At 66.4% G+C, this 18,318-nt stretch carries 18 protein-coding genes; 10 read left to right on the top strand and 8 right to left on the bottom strand.

Translation table 11 applies throughout. The features are described from left to right. Window positions 1-110 precede the first annotated feature (110 nt). Window positions 111-1,130 carry an NAD(P)-dependent alcohol dehydrogenase gene (locus EPN80_RS00165; protein WP_293022400.1) on the bottom strand — a complete coding sequence of 340 codons (1,020 nt, stop codon included), beginning with the start codon at window positions 1,128-1,130 and terminating at the stop codon, window positions 111-113. 92 nt (window positions 1,131-1,222) lie between these two features. Here EPN80_RS00165 and EPN80_RS00160 point away from each other — a divergent pair, with 92 nt between their 5' ends. After that, window positions 1,223-2,149 carry a LysR family transcriptional regulator gene (locus tag EPN80_RS00160; RefSeq protein WP_293022134.1) on the top strand — a complete coding sequence of 309 codons (927 nt, stop codon included), beginning with the start codon at window positions 1,223-1,225 and terminating at the stop codon, window positions 2,147-2,149. Window positions 2,150-2,173: 24 nt separating this feature from the next. Here EPN80_RS00160 and EPN80_RS00155 read toward each other — a convergent pair whose 3' ends face one another. Next, window positions 2,174-3,070, bottom strand: coding sequence for a LysR family transcriptional regulator (locus EPN80_RS00155; protein ID WP_293022132.1), 897 nt, complete (start codon window positions 3,068-3,070; stop codon window positions 2,174-2,176). 111 nt (window positions 3,071-3,181) lie between these two features. Between EPN80_RS00155 and EPN80_RS00150 the strand changes: the two genes are divergently transcribed. The 3 genes from EPN80_RS00150 (at window position 3,182) to EPN80_RS00140 (ending at window position 7,523) form a co-directional block, all read left to right on the top strand. Further along, window positions 3,182-4,936 (top strand): acyl-CoA dehydrogenase family protein, encoded by a 1,755-nt coding sequence (locus EPN80_RS00150; RefSeq protein WP_293022131.1) that lies wholly within the window; start codon window positions 3,182-3,184, stop codon window positions 4,934-4,936. Then, entirely contained in the window at window positions 4,933-6,135 is a 1,203-nt protein-coding gene (locus EPN80_RS00145; protein WP_293022129.1) for a CoA transferase, read from the top strand. The genes EPN80_RS00150 and EPN80_RS00145 overlap by 4 nt, the downstream gene beginning before the upstream one ends. Window positions 6,136-6,203: 68 nt before the next feature. Then, window positions 6,204-7,523 carry an MFS transporter gene (locus EPN80_RS00140; protein ID WP_047215500.1) on the top strand — a complete coding sequence of 440 codons (1,320 nt, stop codon included), beginning with the start codon at window positions 6,204-6,206 and terminating at the stop codon, window positions 7,521-7,523. Between the two features lie 60 nt (window positions 7,524-7,583). Here EPN80_RS00140 and EPN80_RS00135 read toward each other — a convergent pair whose 3' ends face one another. Beyond that, a complete protein-coding gene (locus tag EPN80_RS00135) occupies window positions 7,584-8,051 on the bottom strand; it encodes an Lrp/AsnC family transcriptional regulator (RefSeq protein ID WP_293022117.1) in 468 nt (155 codons plus the stop codon). 199 nt (window positions 8,052-8,250) lie between these two features. Between EPN80_RS00135 and EPN80_RS00130 the strand changes: the two genes are divergently transcribed. The 5 genes from EPN80_RS00130 to EPN80_RS00110 all read left to right on the top strand — a co-directional run bounded on the left by EPN80_RS00130 (window position 8,251) and on the right by EPN80_RS00110 (window position 12,088). Then, a complete protein-coding gene (locus tag EPN80_RS00130; protein ID WP_293022115.1) occupies window positions 8,251-8,484 on the top strand; it encodes a DUF6356 family protein in 234 nt (77 codons plus the stop codon). A 60-nt stretch (window positions 8,485-8,544) separates the two neighbouring features. Further along, a complete protein-coding gene (metC, locus tag EPN80_RS00125; protein WP_293022397.1) occupies window positions 8,545-9,732 on the top strand; it encodes a cystathionine beta-lyase in 1,188 nt (395 codons plus the stop codon). Between the two features lie 48 nt (window positions 9,733-9,780). Next, complete coding sequence (locus EPN80_RS00120) at window positions 9,781-10,584, top strand: transporter substrate-binding domain-containing protein (protein ID WP_293022112.1); 804 nt, start codon at window positions 9,781-9,783, stop codon at window positions 10,582-10,584. Between the two features lie 82 nt (window positions 10,585-10,666). Next, the gene (locus EPN80_RS00115; RefSeq protein ID WP_293022109.1) at window positions 10,667-11,326 is read left to right on the top strand and encodes an amino acid ABC transporter permease; all 660 of its coding nucleotides are present in this window, start codon (window positions 10,667-10,669) and stop codon (window positions 11,324-11,326) included. 36 nt (window positions 11,327-11,362) lie between these two features. Continuing rightward, window positions 11,363-12,088: an amino acid ABC transporter ATP-binding protein gene (locus EPN80_RS00110; protein ID WP_293022107.1), complete on the top strand. Its 726-nt coding sequence runs from the start codon at window positions 11,363-11,365 to the stop codon at window positions 12,086-12,088. A 28-nt stretch (window positions 12,089-12,116) separates the two neighbouring features. Here EPN80_RS00110 and EPN80_RS00105 read toward each other — a convergent pair whose 3' ends face one another. Genes EPN80_RS00105 through EPN80_RS00090 form a run of 4 tightly spaced genes read right to left on the bottom strand, consistent with a single transcriptional unit; the run spans window position 12,117 to window position 16,759 of the window. Further along, complete coding sequence (locus EPN80_RS00105; protein WP_293022105.1) at window positions 12,117-13,127, bottom strand: alpha/beta hydrolase; 1,011 nt, start codon at window positions 13,125-13,127, stop codon at window positions 12,117-12,119. A gap of 12 nt (window positions 13,128-13,139) precedes the next feature. Next, entirely contained in the window at window positions 13,140-14,498 is a 1,359-nt protein-coding gene (locus EPN80_RS00100; RefSeq protein WP_293022103.1) for an MFS transporter, read from the bottom strand. After that, entirely contained in the window at window positions 14,495-15,646 is a 1,152-nt protein-coding gene (locus EPN80_RS00095; protein WP_293022101.1) for an alpha/beta hydrolase, read from the bottom strand. Before EPN80_RS00095 ends, EPN80_RS00100 begins: the two co-directional genes overlap by 4 nt. A gap of 15 nt (window positions 15,647-15,661) precedes the next feature. After that, window positions 15,662-16,759, bottom strand: coding sequence for a porin (locus EPN80_RS00090; protein WP_293022098.1), 1,098 nt, complete (start codon window positions 16,757-16,759; stop codon window positions 15,662-15,664). A 184-nt stretch (window positions 16,760-16,943) separates the two neighbouring features. Between EPN80_RS00090 and EPN80_RS00085 the strand changes: the two genes are divergently transcribed. Further along, window positions 16,944-17,894 carry a LysR family transcriptional regulator gene (locus EPN80_RS00085; RefSeq protein ID WP_293022096.1) on the top strand — a complete coding sequence of 317 codons (951 nt, stop codon included), beginning with the start codon at window positions 16,944-16,946 and terminating at the stop codon, window positions 17,892-17,894. Here the strand turns inward: EPN80_RS00085 and EPN80_RS00080 are convergent. Then, the gene (locus EPN80_RS00080) at window positions 17,876-18,274 is read right to left on the bottom strand and encodes a 4-oxalocrotonate tautomerase family protein (RefSeq protein WP_293022093.1); all 399 of its coding nucleotides are present in this window, start codon (window positions 18,272-18,274) and stop codon (window positions 17,876-17,878) included. The genes EPN80_RS00085 and EPN80_RS00080 overlap by 19 nt on opposite strands. Window positions 18,275-18,318: the final 44 nt, after the last annotated feature.

Here is an 18,318-nt window from a genome sequence, read left to right as displayed (position 1 = left end):
GCGACGATAGCACATGCCGGCGCATCGTTGGAAAACGCCCGCAAAGCCTGTCCTGGCCTGAAGATACGCCGCGTCCTGACTGATTCGGAGTGCGATCGCGCGCGCTTCGATCAGCGCCTGGACAGATCGACCACCACTTTGCCGAACGCGCCACGCGCCAGGTGCTCGAGCGCGGCGGGCAACTCGGTCAGCCCATACGAGCCGGCCACCACCGGCCGGATATTTGCCGCGTCGAGCGCACGCACCAAATCCGCCAGCGCGCGTCGATGACCGACGCCGATACCCTGCACGGTGGCGCGGCTGAGCATCAGCGGATACACGGAACTGCGCAGCTCCGTGCCCTGCAACATGCCGATGACCGAGATCCGCCCGCCCTGGGCTATTGCCTGCAGCGACTGCTCGAAATTGTCGCCGCCGGCGAGCTCCAGCACATGATCCGCGCCACGCCCGCCGGTCAGCTCGCGCACCACGTCGGCCCACCGCGGCGACGTCGTACGATCGATGCACCAGGTCGCGCCCAGCGCCTTGACGCGCTCGAGCTTGTCCGCGCTACCCGAGATCACGGCCACGCGCGCGCCCTGCGCGCGCGCGAGCTGCAGGGCAAACAGCGCGACACCGCCCGTGCCCTGCACCACCACCGTATCGCCGGGCCGGGTCCGAGCCTGCTCCGCCAGCGCAAACCAGGCCGTTGTCCCGGCGCAGGTCAGCGTGCTGGCCTCGACGTGCGTGAGCGACTGCGGCGCGAGGACGAGTTGGGCCTCGTCGAACACAACATATTCGGCCAGCATGCCTGGCCCCGGGCCGCCAAAGGGATGAACCGGCACCGGCGCGATGCCGTCGCTCCAGTTCGTGAAGAATGCATTGACAACGCGATCCCCAGGCTGCAAACGCAGCACTTGCGGTCCGAGCTCCACGACTTCGCCGCTCATATCCGAGCCCGGGGTGAACGGCATATCGAGCGTCATGCCCATGCCATCCTCGATCATCAGCAAGTCGCGGTAATTCAGCGCCGCCGCCCCGATCTTGACCAGAACCTGGCCACGCCCGGGGGTCGGCACGGGCACCTCGGCCAAGCGCAGGTGAGCGCGCCCAAAGGTTTCCATCTGCCAGCGCCGCATCAACGAATTCATCATGTCCTCCTGTGTGCATCGATCAGGAATACGAGCATAATGATTCTTCAATATACCCAGTGATGATTTTTGACTGACTATTTGGTGAAACAATGGAACCAATTGCCGGCGACCGCCTGACCGGTATCGAGACCTTTGTGGTGGCCGCCGAAGCAGGCAGCTTCGCGCTTGCCGCCGAACGGCTCAAAGTAACGCGCTCGGCCGTGAGCAAAACCATCGCGCGCCTGGAAACCCGGCTGGGCGTGCGGCTGCTGGTGCGCACCACCCGCAGTCAGACCCTGACCGAAGCCGGTCAGGCGTTCTACGAGCGCTGCATCAAGGCATTGCGCGAACTCGACGACGCGCAGGCCGCGCTCGAGGCGGGGCATCATGAGCCGGCGGGGCGCGTGCGCGTGAGTGCGCCGGTGATTTTCGGCCGGCGCCATGTCGCCCCCGTGTTGCAGGAACTGATGAAGCGCCACGCGCGACTCGAATTCGAAATATCGCTGACGGACCGGATCACCGATTTCGTCGACGATGGCATCGACCTCGCGATTCGCAGCGGCTCGATAGCCGACAGCAGTTCGCTCGTCGCGCGGCCGCTCGGCAGCCAAACGATGATCGTATGCGCCGCCCCGGCCTATCTTGCGGCGCGCGGCAAACCCGCCGGCCTTGACGATCTCGCCGCCCACGACGGTATTGTCTATGCGCGCCATGGCAAGGTCTTTCCCTGGTCGTTGCGCGACACGACCGGTCATGCGCGCGAGATCCGCATCGCGCACCGGCTGCGCTATGACGATCTCGAAGCGATCGCCGCGGCCGCCGTCGACGGCATCGGGCTGGCGCGCCTGCCGATCTGGCTGGTCTACGATCATCTGCAGGCCGGACGGCTGGTACGCGCACTCGACGAGGCGGATCCGGTCGGCGCGGCAACGCGTCTGGTCTGGCCGCACACCAGATATCTGCCGCTGAAAATGCGTCTGGTCATCGACGCGCTATTGGCAACGCTGCCGCCGCTGCTCGCGCGTCGCGCGCCATAAAATCGGCGCATCCGCCGGCGCGCCTCAGGCGAGCCGCGCCGCGCGCACCGCACGCTCCAGATAGTCGGCGAAACGCGCGACGGCCGGCTCGGCCTCGTCCGCGCGGCGCAGCAACAGCACCTGCGACTCGAGCTGATTGCGCGCCAGCGGCCGGTAACACACGCGGTCGTTGCCCACACGCCGCAGGGTGCTGGGCACCAGCGCCACCCCGAGACCGAACTCGACCATGCTGACCACGCTCTGCCACAAGCGCGCCTCATGGCGAATCAACGGGCTGAAGCCGGCCTCGACACACATGGCGATAATCAGGTCGTGATAATGCGGCGACACGCTGCGCGGGAACAGAATGAAAGGCTCGTTGGCCAGCGCGCGCACTTCGATCGTGCGCCGCCTCGCCAGCCGGTGGGCGACCGGCAGGCAACACACGAACGGCTCGGACAGAATCGGCGCCGACACGACTTCGGGCGGGAAATTGCCCCAATGCGCGTACCCCATGTCGATCTGCATGCGCTGGATCGCCTGAACCTGCTCGCTCGTATTCATTTCCTTAAGGATGATCTCGACGGCGGGATGCTCGGCCTCGAAGCGCTGCATCGCCTGCGGCAGGCCGCGATACAGCATGGCGTTGACGAAGCCGATGCGCAGGCGGCCCGCCAGACCGTGCGCCGAGCGCACCGTCACGCGCCGCGCCTCGTCGGCCTGCTGCAGCAGTTTGCGCGCCTCGTCGAGCAACACCCGGCCGGCGTTGGTCAGCGCCACCGATTTGTTGGTCCGGCTCAGCAACTGCACGCCCAGCTGCTCCTCGAACTTGCGGATATCGAAGCTCAGCGCCGGCTGAGAAATAAAAAGCCGCTTGGCCGCGCGGCCGAAATGCAGCTCCTCGGCAACCGCCACGAAATAACGCAACTGCTTGAGGTCCACGCTTCTCTCCGCCCGGGTTATCGATAAATTCCATTTATCGTAACGCAAAAATCTTGTATTGGACGCCTATCGTCGCCCCTCCTATGCTGGGCCCACACAGGAGACAAGCGCATGAATTCAACCGACCTCGCGCCAGCGGCCGGCGCCGACAACATACCCGATAGCCGGGGCATCAATTTCTTCGCCAGCGACCCCGGCTTTGCCCGCCTGCTGCGGCATTACCTGGGCGAAGACACCTACCGGCGCATCGAGCCCCAGCTCGTCGCGCTGGGCCAGCGCGCCTCGGACGAACTCGACAGGTGGGCTTCGAACGCCGACCGGCATCCGCCGCAACTGCTGCATCGCACCCGTCGCGGCGAGGCCCTGCAGCGCATCGACAAGCACCCCGACTACGTCGCGCTCGAGCGCGTGGCCTATGCCGAGCTGGGGCTCGCGGCGATGAGCCACGACGGCAGCGCACTGCCGCCGCTGGTCAAGTACGCGCTGACCTTCCTCTTCGTGCAGGCCGAGTTCGGCCTGTGTTGTCCGGTCAGCATGACCGACTCGCTCACCCGCACACTGCGCAAATTCGGTGCGCCGGCACTCGTTGAGCACTTCCTGCCGCGACTCGCCTCGCGCGACTTCGACACGCTGTACCAGGGCGCCATGTTCATGACCGAGCAGGCGGCCGGTTCCGACGTGGCGCAAATCGCCACGCGCGCCGCGCAGGCCGTCGGGCCGGACGGTCAGCCGCAATGGCGTCTGTATGGCGATAAATGGTTCTGCTCGAATGCCGACGCCGATCTCGCGATGGTCCTGGCGCGCCCCGACGACGCGCCGCCGGGCATCAAGGGCCTGGCGCTGTTTCTGCTGCCCAAAACGCTGCCGGACGGCTCGCGCAATCACTATCGCATCGTGCGCTTGAAAGACAAGCTCGGCAGCCGCTCGATGGCCAGCGGAGAAATCATTCTCGACGGCGCCGTGGCCCACCTGATCGGCGAAGTCGGCCGCGGCTTTCACCAGATGGCCGACATGATCAATATGTCGCGCCTGTCCAACGGCGTGCGGGCCGCCGGCCTGATGCGGCGCGCACTCACCGAGGCGCTGCACATCGCACGCCATCGCGAGGCATTCGGCCGCAAGCTGGTCGACATGCCGCTGATGCAGCGGCAGCTCCTGAAAATGCAGTTGCCGGCCGAACAGGCGCGCTCGATGTTCCTGCAGATCGCCTCGATCCTGCCGCGTGCCGACCACGGCGACACGGAGGCGGGCAAATGCCTGCGCATTCTCACGCCATTGATCAAATTCCGCGCTTGCCGCGATGCCCGGCGCGTCACCGGCGATGCGATGGAGGTGCGCGGCGGCACCGGCTACATCGAGGAATGGAGCGATCCGCGGCTGGTGCGTGACGCTCATCTGGGCTCGATCTGGGAAGGCACCAGCAATATCGTCGCGCTCGACATCGCGCGCGCGACCCAGCGCGACGGCGCGCTCGAACCCCTGCGGGCTCACCTGCTGCGCCTGCTGGACGATGCCGCTGTGCCGGCAGCCAGTGCCGAGCTGCTGCGCACCACCGTCGGGCGCGCCTGCGATGCCATGGCCCGCGTTGCGCAAGCCGGGCAGGACGAGCTGGTTCGGCAGGCCGGCTCGGCGCTGTACCATGCGAGCACCGCCGTGTTCATGGCGCATGAAGCGGTCCACCTGGCGCCCGACTGGCGCCGGCTCGCGCTCAGCCACCTGGTATTGCGCCACAAGCTGCTGCCGGCCGACCCGCTCGAGCCGACCTGCGCGGCGGACCCGGCGGACATACTCGCGGCCGTGGTGCAGGAGCGGGCCGTCACCCTCGCGCAGGCGATGCAATTGCTGCCGGCCAGGAGCGCGCCATGAATTGCGCCACCGCCGCATCCGTTACCGGCGCCCTGCAAGGCATCAAGGTCGTCGACCTGAGCCGCGTGCTGGGAGGCCCTTACTGCACCCAGGCGCTGGCCGACCACGGCGCGCAAGTGATCAAGCTCGAGCCGCCGGCGGGCGACGAAACACGCGGCTGGGGGCCGCCGTTCGTCGACGGCACCGCGTCGTACTTTCTCGGCGCCAATCGCAACAAGCAGGGCATCGCGCTCGACCTGTCGAGCGAAGCGGGGCGCGCCATCCTGTGGCGCCTGCTCGAAGATGCCGACGTGCTGATCGAAAATTTCAAGCCGGGAACGCTGGCGCGCTGGGGCATGGACTATCAGCGCGACTTGCGGCCCCGCCTGCCGCGGCTGATTCATTGCGCGATCACCGGCTTCGGCGCCGACGGGCCGCTCGGCGGCCTGCCGGGCTACGACGCGGTGATTCAGGCGATGGCCGGCTTGATGAGCGTCAACGGCGAACGAGACGGCGGCGCGCTGCGCATCGGACTGCCAATCGTCGACATGGTCACCGGCCTGAACGCCATGGCCGGCATTTTGCTCGCGCTGGCCGAGCGCGAGCGCAGCGGGCAGGGGCAATCGGTGGACGTGACGCTGTACGACTGCGGCGTCTCGCTGCTGCATCCGCATCTGCCGAACTACTTCGGCTCGGGCCGGACGCCGCAGCGCAGCGGCAACGCGCACCCGAACATTGCGCCGTACGACAGCTACCGCTGCGCCGACGCGCCGATCTTCCTGGCGATCGGCAACGATCGCCAATTCGCCAAACTGTGCGATCACCTCGGCGCGCCCGAGCTCGCATGCGAGCCGCGCTTTCTCGACAATCGCAGCCGCTGCGCACACCGCGCCGAACTGACGGCCGCGCTCGAGTCGCTGCTGAGCGGGCATGCGTGCGAGCCGCTGGCGCACGCGCTGATGGCCGCCGGCGTGCCGTGCGGGCCGGTGCGCACGGTCGACGCAGTGGTTCGGCATGCGCACACCGCGCACCGCGACATGGTGGTCGAGATCGGCGCCTATCGCGGCACCGGCTCGCCGATCAAGCTCTCTCGCACGCCGGCGACCTATCGCAGCGCGCCGCCGGCACTCGGCGGCGACACCCGCGCCGTGCTCGATGCCCTGGGCATCGATGCATCGACCCAGCACCGCCTGCGTGAGGCCGGCGTGCTCAAGGACTGATAGCCCCACCGCGGCGAGTCCGGCACGCAGAGGCCGCGCCGTCCACTTACTTCAGGAAGGAGACACCCATGACACATCCACAACCGCTTCACCGCACGGGCCGCCAGCCGGCTCGCGCGGCGGCCGCCGCGTTCGTCGGCACCACCATCGAGTGGTACGACTTCTATATCTACGCCGCGGCTTCCGCGCTGATTTTCGGCAAACTGTTTTTTCCATCGCACGAACCGTTCTTCAGCACGCTGGCATCGTTCGGCACCTTCGCCGTGGGCTTTTTCGCGCGCCCGTTCGGCGGGCTCGTCTTCGGCCACCTGGGCGACCGCATCGGGCGCAAGCGGGCCCTCGTCGCCACGCTGCTGATCATGGGCCTGGGCACGGTCGGCATCGGCTTTTTGCCGACCTATGCGAGCGCTGGCGTGCTCGCGCCGGTGCTATTGGTGGTCATGCGCGTCGTGCAGGGCATCGCGATCGGCGGCGAGTGGGGCGGGGCGGTCCTGATGGCTGGTGAGCACGCCCCCGGGCAGCGGCGCACTTTCCTCGCATCGTTCGCGCAGTTGGGCAGCCCGGCCGGGCTGATCCTGTCGTTGCTGGCGTTTCGCGCCGTCACGGCGATGGACAAGACGGCGTTTCTCGACTGGGGCTGGCGCCTGCCGTTTCTCGCCAGCGCGGTGCTGCTGATCGTCGGCCTGCTGGTGCGCCTGGGTGTGAACGAATCGCCCGAGTTCGAGGCGGTACGCCGCGAGCGGCGCACCGCCACGCTGCCGATCGCCGAAGTCGTGCGCAACGCGTGGGGCACCGTGCTGTTGTGCCTGGGCGCCAATGTCATTGGCGTGGCCGGCGCATGGTTCGTCAATGCGTTCATGCTCAATTACACGACGCAAACACTCGGGCTCGACCGCACCCTGATTCTCGACTGCCTGTTCATCGTCGCCTTCATTCAATTCTTTACCCAGCTCGCCTCGGGCTGGCTGGGCCAGCGCATCGGGCCGGTACGCTTTCTCAAGGCAGCAGCCGCGCTCGCCATGCTCTCGCCCTATCCGATGTTTCTGCTGGTCTCGACCGGCCGGCCGGCGGCCATCGTGGCCGGCATCGCCATCGCGGTGATGTGCATGTCGAGTTCCTACGCGGTGATGGCGGGCTTCATGACCAATGCATTCCCGGTGCGCGTGCGCTATTCGGCGATCTCGCTGTCGTACCAGCTGTGCGCCGCGCTGGCGGGCGGCCTGACGCCGCTGATCGGCACGCTGCTGGTGCATCAATATCCTGGCCAATGGTGGCCGCTGGCGCTTTTCTACAGCACGCTGGCGGCGATCTCGCTGCTGTGCATCAGCGCGCTGGCCATGAAGCAGTCCGCGGCGTCGTTGACCGCGGGCGCGGCGATGGCCGAGTAACAGCGGCATGCCGCGGGCCGGATCCGGCTCGCGGCGGCTCGGCTTGGCCGACCCGGGGCGTTAGTCCCGGCCCACATGCCCCAGCGGCAAGGCCGTGGTGTGCTTGACCACCTCCATCGCAAAGCCCGCGCTGACGTCGAGCAATTCCGCGACCTTGATCAGCCGCTTGTAGACGTCGTCATAGCCGGCAATATCCGAGACGACCACCTTGAGCAGGTAATCGGTCTCGCCGGTCATCCGGTAGATCTCGACGATCTCCGGAATCGCGCGCACTCCCTTGAGAAAGCGCTGTGTCCACGCGTCATTGTGCTGGCTGGCGCGAATGCTGACGAAAGCGGTCAGGCCCAGGTTCAGCTTGGCCGCGTCGCACAACACCACCTGCTGCCGGATCACCCCCTCGTCGCGCAGCTTCTGCACGCGGCGCCAGCAGGGCGTGGGCGAGAGGTTGACAGCCTTGGCGAGCTCGTTCAGGCCGATCGACGCATCGGCCTGCAACAGCGCCAATATCTGGATGTCTTTCTTATCCATATCTCATTTATTAGAAAAATTTTCTAATTATATGGCGATCCGTGGAGAATTTTGAAAGCCTTTTTCTCAGGCCAATCCCTATCATTGGTCTTCAGAGACATCTCGCAACGCGTCCGGGCAACCGCCGGCGCCGAGCGAGAGACGGCCTGCCGCGGGTAGGGCGGCCCCGACGACAACCCAGCATTCCCGGCATTCGTTCATGAACAAACTATCCAGGCTATTCAAGGAACATCCGGCATCGGTCGGTGAGAGCTATTGGCAGCACATGGGCGCTTCGTTCTCGTTTTGCGTGCCGATGCTGCTCGCCTCGCTCGCGGCCATCGTGCATGGCTTCTTCCCGTTTCTGTTCGTCAAGACCGGCAGCAACACCGTGGCGCGGCTGCACGAGCGCATGGTCGTCAACCGCGCGCGCACAACGTTGCGCCAGCCCTGAAATCGCAACCTACCCACCTACCACGACATGACAACTCCCTTCGAGCACGCGTCGCGCCCGCTGGCGACCGATACGTATCTGCTGCATGGCATCGGCGACGCCGCCGAATTCGGCGGCATCGTCAACCCGCCGGTATATCACGCCTCGACCGTGACATTCCGCAATCTTGCCGACATGGAGGCGCGCGGGCGCGCCATCGATGCGGCCGACACCGACGTCATGTGGTACGGCCGCAAAGGCACGCCGACCACCTTCGCGCTGCAGAACGCGCTGGCTCACCTCGAGGGCGGCTACCGCTCGCTGCTGGTGTCGTCCGGCCTGGCCGCCTGCACCAGCGCGATCATGGCGTTCGTCAAGGCGGGCGATCACATCCTCGTGAGCGACAGCGTCTACGGGCCCACGCGCCATTTCGTCGACACCGTGCTGGCCCGCTGCAATATCTCGGCGACCTACTACGACCCATGCATCGGTGCCGGCATCGCCTCCCTGTTCCGCCCGAACACGACGCTCGTCTTCACCGAGTCGCCGGGCTCGCAGACTTTCGAGATTCAGGACATTCCGGCCATCGCACAGGCCGCGCACGCGCGCGGCGCGGTGGTGGTGATGGACAACACGTGGGCCACGCCGCTGTACTTCAAGCCGTTCGAACACGGCGTCGACGTCTCGGTGCAAGCAGCGACCAAATACATCGTCGGCCACTCCGACGCGCTGATGGGCGTCATCACCACCAACCAGGCCACCTGGCGCACGGTGCGCGAGTACGTGTTCGCCGCCGGCCAGCATGCCGGCCCCGACGACGTCTACCTGGCGCTGCGCGGGCTGCGCACGATGGCCGTGCGTCTGGAGCGGCATCAGCGCAACGGGCTGGCGCTCGCCCAATGGCTGGCGCAGCGGCCCGAAGTCGCGCAGGTACTGCACCCGGGCCTGCCCGACGCGCCCGGGCATGCGCTCTGGAAGCGCGATTTCACGGGCGCCTCGGGCCTGTTCAGCGTGGTGCTGGCGCCCGGCTTTTCGGATCACGCGTTCCGCGCCTTTATCGATCATCTGGCGCTGTTCCGTCTCGGCTTCTCCTGGGGCGGCTTCGAGAGCCTGGTGATGCCGTTCGACTTGCGGGGCGAGCGCACCGCGGCGCCACCGCCGGCCGCAGCGGCCGGCGGTCAGGCATTCCGATTACATGTAGGACTCGAAGCAAAGGAGGATCTGATCGACGACCTGGCAATGGCAATGCGGCAGCTCGCAAGGCAGTGACAGCGCTGTACAAAAAATAAATCTTTGATTCAACAGGAGACACCCCCCATGAAGTCCTCGAAAATCTGGTTCAAAGGCCTGCTGTTGGCAATCGCCTTGAATTTCACCGGCGCGGCCGCCGTGCATGCCGAAGACCTGCTGCAATCGGTCAAGGCCAGCGGCGTGCTGAAAATCGGCCTGGAAGGCACTTATCCCCCGTTCGGCTATCGCGACAGCGCGGGCAAGCTCGACGGCTTCGACGTCGCGGTGGCCAAAGCGGTCGCCACGCGCATGGGCCTCAAGCCGGTGTTCGTCACCACCGAATGGAGCGGCATCATCGCCGGCCTGCAGGCAGGCAAGTTCGACGTCATCGTCAACCAGGTCTCGATCACACCGCAGCGTCAACAGGTGCTCGACTTCACGCCGCCCTATGCCTACTCGTCCGCGCAATTGATCGAGCGCACCAGCGACAAGCGCAACTTCAAATCGCTGGCCGATCTCAAGGGCAAGAAAGTCGGCGTCTCGCTGGGCAGCAACTTTGCCGATCTGGCCCATTCGGAGCCGGGCGTGATCGTCAAGACCTATCCCGGCGCACCCGAGACCCTGAGCGACCTGGCCGACGGGCGCATCGACGCCAGCATCAACGACCGGCTGATGCTGCCCTACCTGATCAAGACCTCGCACCTGCCGCTGCGCACCGGCGCGCTGCTCAATGGCGCCAAGTTCGAGATGGGCATACCGTTTCGCAAGGGCAACCCGGCTTTTGCCAAAGCCATCGACGATGCGGTGAGCTCGCTGCGCCAGGACGGCACGCTGCGTAAATTGTCGATGCAGTGGTTCGGCACCGACGTCAGCCAGCCCATCGCGCAGTAATCGCCCCCCAGCCCGCTGTACCGCAGGCCCGACGCGCCCCCTTGCGGCGGCCGGCGTGCCTGCGCTCGCCAGAGATCACATCATGGAACCTGCTGCTCTGCTCGCTCACGCGCTGCCCCTGCTGCTCAAGGGCGCCGCGCTCACCGTTGAATTCGCCGTGGCCTCGATGGTGCTCGGCCTGCTGGTCGGCGTCGCGGTCGCCATCGTTGGCATCAGCGGCCAGCCGATCGCCGTCGCGATAGCGCGCGGCTACGTCAGCATCATGCGCGGCACGCCGCTGCTGGTGCAGATATTCGTCGTCTACTACGGTTTGCCCAATATCGGCATCTCGCTGGACCCGACCACGGCCGGCATCCTGACGCTCACCGCCAACGCCGGCGCGTATCTGTCGGAGAGCATGCGCGGTGCGATCCTGGGCATCGGCAAAGGCCAATGGGCGGCCGCCCACAGCCTGGGCCTCAATCACCTGCAGACGCTGCGCTACGTGATTTGCCCGCAAGCGCTGCGGCTGGCGGTGCCGAGCCTGGGCAACACGCTGATCAGCTTGATCAAGGACACCTCGCTGGTGTCGGTCATCACGGTCACCGAGTTGCTGCGCTCGGCGCAGGAAGTCATCGCCGCGACCTTCCAGCCGCTGCCGCTGTATCTCGCGGTCGCCCTGATCTATTGGATTCTCAGCACCGGCCTGGCCTGGCTGCAGCGCCGCGTCGAGTCGCGCCTGGCGCTGCCGGCCTTGCGCTAGACGGGCGCGGCACAACACAACTCGGGAGAGCGCGCAATGATTGCGATGGAAAATGTATCGAAGTGGTACGGGCAGTTCAAGGTGCTCGACAATTGCACCGCCCAGGTCGGCAAGGGCGAAGTGGTCGTGGTGTGCGGCCCGTCCGGCTCCGGCAAATCGACGCTGATCAAAACCGTGAACGGCCTGGAGCAGTATCAACAGGGCCGCATCACCGTCGACGGGGTGGAGCTCGGCGCGCCGTCGATCAAATTGACCCAGTTGCGCGCGCGCGTGGGCATGGTGTTCCAGCATTTCGAGCTGTTTCCCCATCTGTCGATTCTCGACAACCTGACGCTGGCACAGATCAAGGTGCTCAAGCGCGCCAAGGAAGAGGCGCGCCTCAAGGGGCTTGCACTGCTCGAGCGCGTCGGCCTGCGCGAACACGCGCACAAGTACCCGGCGCAACTGTCGGGCGGCCAGCAGCAGCGCGTGGCGATCGCTCGCGCGCTATCGATGGACCCCATCGCGATGCTGTTCGACGAGCCGACCTCGGCGCTCGATCCGGAAATGATCAACGAGGTGCTCGACGTGATGGTCGAGCTCGCGCGCGAGGGCATGACCATGATTTGCGTGACGCACGAAATGGGTTTCGCAAAAAAGGTCGCTCACCGCGTCATCTTCATGGACGGCGGCGCGATCGTCGAAGATGCATGCAAGGATGCCTTTTTCGGCGCCCCGAATTCGCCGCGCGCGCGCGATTTCCTGGCCAAGATCCTGCATTGATTTGGCGGCGCGGGGACGGCGCGCCGCATCACGGCGCGCCGAACAGCGCGGCCACGCCTTCGGGCGAACTCAGCATGGCCGCGCCGTCGTGGCCCACACCCGGTACGACCAGGCCGCGATGCGCCAGCGCGGCGCCGTGACGGGCCTGGAGGTAGCGAAAGTACGCCTGCCCGCGCGCCAGCCGCTGGGGTCCCTGGGCCTGCGCCGCGCACGACACGTCGAGCGCCGGGTGACGCGGATCGCAATCGTTCTCTCCCCACAGATACACCACGTCGCGCCGCACATAGCGTGCTTCGAGGGCATCGAACGAAGTATCGCCGACGTAGGCCGGCGCATCACGCGGGCCATATTTCCATCGATCGAAATCAGCGCAGCGGGCGCGCTCGAAGGGGCCGAAGCCACCGTGCCCATCGGGCCGCCGATCGTCGAAATAGACGTAGCTCGACGGATTGGCAATCACGAAGCGCGTCGCCACGCGCGGCGCATCGGCACGGTGGGGCGCGACCACCGCGTAGCGATGCACGACCTGTGCGCCGCCCGAGTGTCCGGCCAGCACCACCCGCGACAGGGCGGGAAAGCGTCCGGTCTGGGCGCAGCGCGCGACGATCGCGTCGAGCACCTCGAAGGAACTGCGCGGATGCGGAGCCAGCCCCGCGTCGCCGCCCATCCAACCGGTCCAGTCCCAATGCAGCGTATCGGCTGGCAACCGGTGCGCGGCGACATCGGCCTGCGCGAGGAACTGCGGCACGATCAGCACGGTGTCGTCCAGCGAGCGGCGCGCCGCGCGCAGGGCCGCCTCGGCGAACGCATAGTAAGCGTCGGCGTTGCGCAGGCGACCGTGAATCAGTATCAGCGCCGCGGTGACATGCGCGCCGCCGCTCTCCCAGGCGGGCGAGACGAAGGCGGGCAGCCGGCCGCCGCCCGGCAGGTCGAACCAGCTGGCGCCCACCGCGCGCACCGGCCGCTCGTTGCCGGCCCGTTCGTCGTTGATATCGGCCGCATCGATCGGGGAGGGGGCTGCGCCAGGCGTGTCAATCATGTCTTGCGTCATTCAATGCGTGGTATGCGAAGTCGTCACGCCCACCGGCTGTGGCACGCCCTGCCCGTAGTCGCGCTCGGCGTACGCGGCGCGCCCGGTGCGCGTGAAAAAGACCAGGGCGAGCGAAATCAGCGCCGCCGCGATCAAGTAGAACGCGGGCATCAGGTTGTTGCCGGTGAGGTGGGTGAGCCAGGTAACGGTGACCGGTGCCAGACCGCCGAACAGCGTCACCGCCAGGTTGTAGGACAGCGCCACGCCGGCCGAGCGTGCCTGCACCGGGAAGATCGTCGCCAGCATGCCCGGGTGCGGTCCCGACATGGCCGCCATGAAGACGGTGGCGATGATCTGCGCGCTCAGCAGCCGAGCCGGCGACGGGTCGGCGACCACATACCAGAACAGCGGATAGACGCTCAGCAGCCACAGGATCACGATCGGATAGAAAAGGCGGTAAGCGCCGTAACGATCGGCCAATTTCCCGGAGACCGGAAACAGGAAGAAATTGATCGCGCCCGAGACCAGCGTGGTGAGCAACGCCGCTTTCAACGGCATGTGCAATTGCCGCTGCACGTAGATCGGCAAGTACGAATGCCACAGGTAGTTGGCGGCGGCGCCGACGATGATCACGCCCATCGCGCACAGGGCCGCATCGCCGTTGTCGCGCACGAAGCTGCGCAGGCTGGTGCGCGGCGCATGGCCCAGGCGTTGCTTGAGCGCTTCGAACTCCGGCGACTCGTCGACACGGTGGCGGATGTAGAAGCCGAGCGGCCCGATCAGCGAGCCCAACAGGAACGGCACCCGCCAGCCCCAGCTATGCAACTGCTCGGGCGAGAGCCAGGTGGTCAATAAATATCCGCACCCCGACGACAGGATCAGCGCAAAAGCCTGCGACGACATATTGAAGCTGCCGTAGAACATCTTCTTGCCCGGCGGCGCGTACTCGACCAGCATGGCCGAGGCCGTGCCGAACTGAGCGCCGACGGCCAGGCCCTGGATCAACCGGGCCAGCACGACGATGCACGGCGCGGCGATGCCGATCGTCGCATAACCGGGCGTGAGCCCGATCATCAGGGTGCTGGCGGCCATCATCAGGATCAGCAGCGACAGTACGCGCGGACGACCGACCCGATCCGCGTAGGCGCCGAGCAGGACCCCGCCCAGCGGCCGCACGAAAAAGCCGATGGCGAAAGTGGCCAGCGTCAGTGAAATCGAAAGATAGCTGCTGTGAGTCGGAAAGAACACCTTGGCGATGGTCTTGGCGAAGTAGCCGTACGCCAGGAAGTCGAACCATTCGAGACCGTTGCCTACCACCGAGGCGACGATCGCGCGGCGAACCTGTTGTGGCGTGAGCCGGGGGGAGGGTGACGTGTTCATTGGCTTTTTGTCTCCTGCAGTCGATGGCACCCCGGCACGCCGAACAGCGCACTTTGCGCGCATGGCGTAGTCAGCACGCGTGCCTCGTTGTGGCCGGCACCCGGCACGACGATCATCGGCTGTGCCAGGTTCGGGTGACGTTGCCTCAAATAGGCGTAATACGCAGTGGCCCGGGCGAGGCGCTGGCTGCCTTGCGCCTCGGCCGGGCAACTCTTGTCGAGCGCGCGTTGCGCCGGGTCGTTGTCGTCGGCGCCCACGAAGTACGTGATGTCGCGCCGGACGTAACGTTGCTCAAGTCTTTGCGGCGTGCTGCCGGCCAAATAGGGCGGCAGGTTTTCCAGGCCATATTTCCAGTCGTCGTAGCCCGGGCATTGCGCCGCATCGTAGCGGGCGAACGTGACGCGCCCGTCGCGCGGGTCGCCCACCGGCCGCAGCTTGTCGAAATAGGCATACGACGACGGGCTTGCCACCACGAAGCTCACCCGTATGCCGCGCCGCGCCAATGCCCGCAGGCCGTGGGCGGCCAGGGCGTAGCGCTGCGCCACTTGCGCGCCGCCCGAGAACCCGGCCAACACGACGTCGCGCAGTTGCGGGAAATTCGCGCGCTCGGCCAGACGCGCGAGCAGTGCGTCGAGCGCGGCGTACGAGCTCAGCGGCTGCGGGCCGGCGGCGGGCTCACCCCCCATCCAGCCGGTGCCGTGCCAGTGCAGCACGTCGGCCGGCACATGGTTCGGCGCCATATCGATGGTGGCCAGAAACTGCGGGGCGATCAGCAGCGCGCGCTGTCCCGCCGCGCCGGCCGCCTCGGCCGCGCGCCGCAATGTGGCGTAGTACGTGTCGGCGTTGCGCAGCTTGCCGTGCACGACAATCACGGCGCGCGTCACGCCAGGCTGGGGCCGGGCAAGGTCGGCCGACGCAATCAGCGGCAGCAGCGCCGGATGGCCGGGGCGCCCGATGTCGATCATCGAGCTCGCCACCACCTTGACCGGCCGCAGATGCGCCCGATACACATGCACGGGCGCGGCGCCGGCCGGCCGCGCGGCGACGCCCAGCGCGCCACCAGCGAGCCCCATCAGCAGGGCCGGCGCGATCCGGCGCGCGCGTCGGGTCAACGAAATCAGGCGGCGCAATGCGAGGTTGTCTTTCATGGTCGGGGCCTCACCTCAGAAGCGATGCCGGATGCCGAGCGTGGCCGCGGTTTGCACGGCCATGAACGCGGTGGACTTGGTCACGCCCACGGCGGTATAACTGCCGTCGCCGTTGTGTGTCGCGCCGGCATAAGCCAGCGTCGCGTACAGGTCGGTGCGACGCGACAAATGATATTGCCCGCTGAGCACGCCCATCAAGGCGTTCGACACTCCAGACTGGCCCGCTTGCTGGTAATAGGCGGCGGCCGTGAGCTTGACGCGCGGCGACACCGCGTAACGCACACCGCCGAACCAAAGCCCCGCGGTGGCCGAGGCGCCCTTGACCGGTTCGCTCAAGTAATGCTCGTAGCCGCCCATGAGCACGGCCGGGCCGATCGCCTGACGAGCCGAAGCGCTCCAGTTGCTGGTCTTCGCATGCAGGCCGGCCGCATTGATCGCACCATTGCGGTAATCATAGGCGAGCCCCACGCCGAAGCCCCGATAGCGATACTCGAGCCCGGCGCCATAGGCCGCGCTGCTTTGAAACGACGCCGGATCGTTGCCGAAGCTGTAATCGCCGATCACCGTCAAACCGCCCGCGTGCCCGACGTACTTGACCGAATTGTTCACGCGGGCCTTGAACGCCATGCTGTCGCTCGAGCCGCTCGAGGGCAGCCAGGTGTACTGCGGCGAGAAGCTCATCGGGTCGTAATGCAGCAGGATGTCGTACATTGCGGTGTACTGCAGGCCTGCCGACAGCGCGCCCCAGCGGCTCGCCAGTCCGACTTCGGCGGTACGATTGAACAGCGTGCCCTGGCTGGTCTGCGTGCCGTCGTTCAAGTCGAACCCAGCCTCCAGCGCGAAGAACGCCGCCAACCCGCCGCCCAGGTCTTCACGGCCCTTGAAGCCGAAGCGATCATTCGACAGCCCGCCGCTTTTCTCGCGCGTGAGGCGATCACCCGCCGCATCGGCGTGGGTCACGGTTTCCACGTTGACGTCGAGCACCCCATACAGCGAGGTAAAACTCGAACCCGGCGTGTTGATGTCGGAAAACGTTTCGGCCGACGCCGTGCCCGCCAGCGCCATGGCCAACAGCGCCGCGCCGACGGCGCTGCCTGGAAGTGAAATGCGCATCGTGTCTCCTTATCGGTTTTATCGTTGTGCGATGCCGAGCGAGCGACGGCGCGATTGGCACTGCGCCGCTCCAGACCCGACATGTGATGCCATGCTAGGAATTCACATGCCGGATGTAAAATACATAATTCCGACCCATGCCATATGCGAAACATATGGCAATTCGCGCGAGGCACTGGCGACGATGGAATTACGGCATCTGAAATATTTCCTGGCAGTGGCCGAGGAGCGCCAGTTCACGCGCGCCGCGGCGCGGCTATTCATCGAGCAGCCGCCGCTGTCGCAACAGATCCGCGCGCTGGAGAATGAGCTGGGTTTCGCGCTGTTCTCGCGGCTGCCGCGCGGGGTCGAGCCCACGCCGGCCGGCGAGTCGTTCGCCGACGACGTGCGGCAGGCGCTTTCCCTGCTCGATCTGGCGGTACGCAAGGCCGCGCGCATCGCGCGCGGAGAACTGGGCGCGGTAGCCGTTGGCATGACCAGCTCCGCGGCATTTCATCCGCTGCCGCTGACCCTGGTGCGCGAGTTTCGCGAACGCTACCACGACGTCGCGATCGACCTGGTCGAGCTCAATGCCGCGGAAATCATCGAACGGATGTCGCGCGGGGCGATCCAGGTGGCCATTCTTCGCAAGCCGATCGACACGCCGGACGGGCTCGCTTTCGAGCCGCTGTTCGACGAAGAGATGGTGGTGGTGCTGCCCGATGGACATCGCCTGGCCCAACCCAAGCGGGGCCGTGCCGGCATTCGACTGAAGGATCTGGCCGGCGAGGACTTCGTGCTGGTGCGACGCCCCGGCGCGCCCGGTATCTACGCGGACTTTCTCGCCGCCTGCCGCGCCAGCGGTTTCGAGCCGCGCGTGGTGCAGGAAGTCCCGCGCATGGCGGCCGGCATCAATCTGGTGGCCGCCGGGCTCGGCATCACGGTAGTGCCGGCCTCGATGCAGCGCTACGGCCAGCACAGCGTCGTATTCCGGCGCCTCGCGCACAGCACGCGGGTCTCGGCGCCGCTGCATCTGGCTTACCGCGCCGCCGAGCCCAACAGCGCCGCGCGGCAACTCACGCAGCTGATCCTGGCGCGCGCGCACGGCAAGCCGGGCGCCGCGGGCCAGCCGAATCCTCACCCCGCGGCGTGGTGATAGCGGTACTCCTGGGTCTTTCCGCCATAGCCATATGACGCGGCGCGCACGTCCTGCACGTAGATGTAGCTCTCTTCATGCAGATTGCCCAGCAAGCGCGAGAAAGCGTCGAATGCCTCGCTGATGTATTGCGCCTTCTCCTGCTTGGTGTTGGTCTCGTCGGTGACCTTGATGTCGAAATAGATGCTGCTCTTGCCCTGCTCGGTGAGCGAGCGGCCGCCGACGATCCAATGATCCGGATCGACGTAATCGATCGCGATCGACGTGACCTCGGGCTTTTTCCCGAGAATCCGCGAGGTGAGATCGAGCAGGATGCCGGAGACCTCGCGGGTCAACTCCTTCGACGGTTTGGCGCTGATTTTGACGTTCAGGATAGGCATGACGACGGCTCCTTTTAGTTAGCTATGCAACTATCTATCGAAAA

The sequence above is a fragment of the Pandoraea sp. genome, from assembly GCF_004297875.1.
Classification (GTDB): Bacteria; Pseudomonadota; Gammaproteobacteria; order Burkholderiales; family Burkholderiaceae; genus Pandoraea.
Note: the sequence above shows the minus strand (reverse complement) of the source record. Positions and strands in the feature narration are given on the sequence as shown.